The 3,923-nt window shown below is 70.1% G+C and carries 4 protein-coding genes; 2 read left to right on the top strand and 2 right to left on the bottom strand.

Features of this window, described 5'->3' with window-relative positions; translation table 11 throughout:
- Positions 1-380 precede the first annotated feature (380 nt).
- Positions 381-1,100: a hypothetical protein gene (locus ACRDSQ_RS07705; protein WP_431419985.1), complete on the top strand. Its 720-nt coding sequence runs from the start codon at positions 381-383 to the stop codon at positions 1,098-1,100.
- On the opposite strand, the gene ACRDSQ_RS07700 is transcribed toward ACRDSQ_RS07705, so the two are convergent.
- On the bottom strand, positions 1,082-2,347 hold the full coding sequence (locus tag ACRDSQ_RS07700; protein WP_431419983.1) for an MFS transporter: 1,266 nt from the start codon (positions 2,345-2,347) through the stop codon (positions 1,082-1,084). The two genes, ACRDSQ_RS07705 and ACRDSQ_RS07700, sit on opposite strands and share 19 nt — an antisense overlap.
- Entirely contained in the window at positions 2,344-3,579 is a 1,236-nt protein-coding gene (locus tag ACRDSQ_RS07695; RefSeq protein WP_431419982.1) for an aminotransferase class V-fold PLP-dependent enzyme, read from the bottom strand. The genes ACRDSQ_RS07700 and ACRDSQ_RS07695 overlap by 4 nt, the downstream gene beginning before the upstream one ends.
- Here ACRDSQ_RS07695 and ACRDSQ_RS07690 point away from each other — a divergent pair.
- Positions 3,578-3,923: GntR family transcriptional regulator (locus tag ACRDSQ_RS07690; protein ID WP_431419980.1), on the top strand; the 346-nt coding region annotated here is incomplete at its 3' end. The two genes, ACRDSQ_RS07695 and ACRDSQ_RS07690, sit on opposite strands and share 2 nt — an antisense overlap.

Raw genomic sequence — 3,923 nt, 5'->3', positions numbered from 1 at the left:
CGACATGCTCATCGCCTTCCGGCGAACCCGAATTACCGCCGTCACCGCAGGCCAGGCCACACTCGATCAATATCCCGCCATGCCCGTGACCAGCAGTTCAGCCGCCGCATAACTGCGAAACGTCAGACAGATACGGGTGGTCGGCAACAAGCCTTTCCGCTACCGCAATCGACGTGTATCCGTCGCCGCGAAGCTCAGCCACCAACCCCGTCAACTCAACCATCGTGAGTTCCATCGTCACCTCTTCGACCTTCGGAACGGAGCCAGGACAGGTCCGAAGTCTCCGGTCAGGTGCGCGATCGGGACAAGTCCCTCCTGCTTTACGCGCCCAAGGCGGCTGATCCCGAGCGCGGGGCCGCCAACGCCTTTACGCTGCGCCAATGCGGATCAAAAGCGCCGTCAGGCTTGTCGGGGTGGACGACTCCATCGCGGAGGTCGTGCCGCTGCTGCTGAAGCGGTGGCAGGGGTTGGTGTTCGACGACGACGGTGTCGTGCTCGTCGACGGTCGTCGGCGGGAGGGGCTGGCGCTGGTGGCAGGCGAGCATGCCAAGGCGGGCGCGCGCTACGAGGTCGTCACCGCGGGAGAGCGGCCAGGGCACCACGTCGCCGAGGTGGTCGCCGACAGCCCGACCGAGGTGCGGGTCCGGGTCGAGCAGGCGGGCGACGTCCCGATCGACACCACCGTGGCCAAGCGCGGCTCGAAGATCGCCGCGGCGTTCGACGGGACACTCGACGGCCTCGGTGGTGCCGTTCGGGGCACCGTCGGCCTCGACCTCGACGAACTGCACCAGGACTCCCCGCAACTGGTCGGTTCGATCGGCCACGACCGGGTGGTCGGTGACGTCAAGGCTTGGGTCCGGCCCGGCTGGACCGTCGAGGTCGAGGCGGACCTGCGGGGCAAGGGTCTCCTCAGGCCGGTCATCGCGCCCGTGTTGTGGCTGCGCGGCAAGCGCGCCCTGACCAAGGTCCTTGAGAAGCGATCAGCCGAGATCCGGGCGCTCGCCGAGCGCCTGGGCAGTCCGCTGGACCCGGCGCTGGTCGCAGACAAGCTCGCGGACGACTTCCTGGCCGACGTGGTGCCCTACAAACTCCGCACGTAGGCGGTCGGGAGTTCCCGCAGTCTGCTCACCGGCGAGATGAACAGCGCGAACACCACCAGCCCGGACGCGACGGCCAAGACCGCCAGGCCGCAGTGCGAGCCGAGAGCACCGGCGAGCTGACCGGCCGCCAGACCGCCGAGTGCGCCGCCGCCGAAGAGCAGGGTGCGGAAGACCGCCGTCATCCGGCCCATCATCGACTGCGGGGTCGCCGTCTGGCGGAGGCTGACGATGATCACCCCGGCGACCCCGAGACCCAGGTACGTGGTGAAGAACGAAAGCACGAACATCGCCACCATCGCCGGACCCGCCGCCACCACGATCAGCGTCGGGCCGAGCAGCAGCGCCGACTGCGCGACCAGGTAGACCCGCCCGATCGGGAACCGTCGGATCACCCGCCGCGAGATGACCGCGCCGATCAGCCCGCCCACCGCGGCCGTGGCGAGCACCGACCCGATCGTCGCGGAGTCCAGTCGCAGGTCTCGGGCGCCGTAGAGCAGGAACATCGTCCACACACCGACCATCGAGAAGTTGCAGCAGACCCCGATGATCGCCAGCCACCGCAGGACCGGGTCGCCCAGCACCCAGCGCAGCCCGTCGCGCAGTTCGGTGCTCAGCCGACGTTTCGCCGCGGGCGCGGGGCGGGGCTCCGGGGTCCGGATGAGCAGCAGCGAGAGCACCGAGACCAGGTAGCCGAAAGCGTTGACCACCAACGCGATCGGCGCGCTGAGCGCGCTGACCAGCAGCCCGGCCAGCCCGGGACCCGCCACCTCCGCCGACGATGAGCTGATGCCCATCTTCGCTCCCGCCTCCACATACAGCCGCGGATCGCGGACCAGGACCGGGACGTACGACATCCAGCTCACGTCGAACATCACCGAGGCGACGCCGACCGCGCAGGCGATGGTCAGCAGCAGCCCCAGGGTGAGCAGATCCGCCGCGTACAGCGCGGGGATCAGCGCCAGCAGCACCAGCCGCACGACGTTGGCGGCCAGCATGACGGGCCGCCTGCGCACCCGGTCCATCCACACGCCGAACACCAGCGCCAGCCCGAGGTACGGCGCGAGCTGCAGGAACCTCAGGTAGCCGACCTGCTCGTCACTGGCGTCGAACGCGTAGATCGCGGTGAGCGGCAGCGCGAGGTTCGTGACCTGGGTGCCCACCAGCGACACCGTCTCACCTGCCCAGAACCGGAGGAAGTCGCCGTTGCGCCACAGGCTCGGCGCTTCGGCCACAACCGTGGCAGTCACCGCCGCCCGCCGAGAAGTTCCGCCACCGCGCCTGCGACCTCGTCCACCTCGTCGACCGTGTTGTAGTAGTGCGGCGACAGCCGCAGGCACCAGTCGACGTCCTTGTCGCCGAAGTCGAACTGGGCGAACTCGCGCACGCTCAGGGCCGAGTTGATCCGCCGCGCTCCGAGGGCGGCCTTGAACTCGTCCCGCTCCCAGCCCGTCACGGTGAAAGTGACCAGGGCGGCGGGGTTCGGGCCGCCGTCGAGCACCCGGACGCCGGGGAGTTCCGCGAGCGTGTCCCGCAGCCGGGCCGCGAGAGCCGGGGTGCGCCGAGCCACGGGCGCCAGGCCGACGTCCAACGCGTAGCGGACCGCGGCGGCGCTGCCGAGGACGGTCGCGTAGGGGAACTCCCATTCCTCGAACCGGGCCGCGGACTCGACCGGGCGGTAGCGGTCGGTCGCGACCCAGCGCGAGCCGTGCATGTCGATGAACAGGGGCTCGTATCCCTCGCGCAGCACGCGGTCGGACACGTAGAGGAACCCGGAGCCACGCGGGCCGCGCAGGAATTTGCGGCAGGTCGCGGTGAGCAGGTCGCAGCCGATCTCGGCGACGTCGATCTCGTACTGACCGACCGTCTGGCAGGCGTCGACCAGGTACAGCAGCCCGAGTTCGCGGCAGTGCCGGCCGATCTCGGCCACCGGCTGCACCAAACCGGAGTTGGTGGGCACGTGGGTCACGGCCACCAGCCGGGGATGGTGCGCGCGCATCAGGTCGACCATGGCCTCGACGTCCACACCGCCGCCGTCGGCGTGGTCCGGCGCGTGCACGACGTCGACGCCGAATCGCTTGCGCAGCGCCAGGAACGCGATCTGGTTGGAGATGAAGTCGTTGCGCGTGGTCAGGATGACGTCGCCGCGTTCGAACGGGATCGCGGAGAGCGCCTTGGTGTAGGCGTGGGTGGCGCTGGCGGCGAACGCGATGTTGTCCGGCGCGCACTTGATCAGCTCGGCGATCGAGGCGTAGAAGTCCCGGACCTGCGCGGCCCGGTGTTCGGCCGCCTCGTAGCCGCCGATGGTCGCCTCGAGGGTCAGGTGGTCGAGCATCACTCGCAGCACCGGCCTGGCCAGGAGACCGCAGCCCGCGTTGTTGAAGTGGATGACCGATTCGCAGCCCGGGGTGTCCGCGCGCAGTGCCGCGAGGTCGAGGAGCGGTTCTTCGATGAGCGCGAAAGCGCTACTCTTGTCTGTCATGTCCGAGAGTAGCAGTATCGAGGCGCTGGCGACGACACTTCAGGCGGAGATCGCCTGCCTGGCACCGGGGGACCGCCTGCCGAGCAGCCGTGACCTCGTGCGCAGGCACGGTGTGAGTCCGGTGACGGTCACCCGCGCGTTCGCCAAGCTCGCCGCCCAGGGCGTGGTGGTCACCCGCCCGGGCAGCGGCACGTTCGTCGCCCCACGGCGGCCGTCGTGGGACGAGGATCGGGCGGACACCTCATGGCAGGCGGTCGCGCTCGGCGGGCGGAGTGCCCCGGCCGCGCCGAACTCGCTGCTGAGCCCGGCCGCGCCGGGTGCGATCCGGCTGCACGGCGGCTACC

The organism is Actinokineospora sp. (assembly GCF_050699995.1).
In the GTDB taxonomy this organism is placed as follows: Bacteria; Actinomycetota; Actinomycetes; order Mycobacteriales; family Pseudonocardiaceae; genus Actinokineospora.
This window is presented reverse-complemented; position numbering and strand designations above follow the sequence as displayed.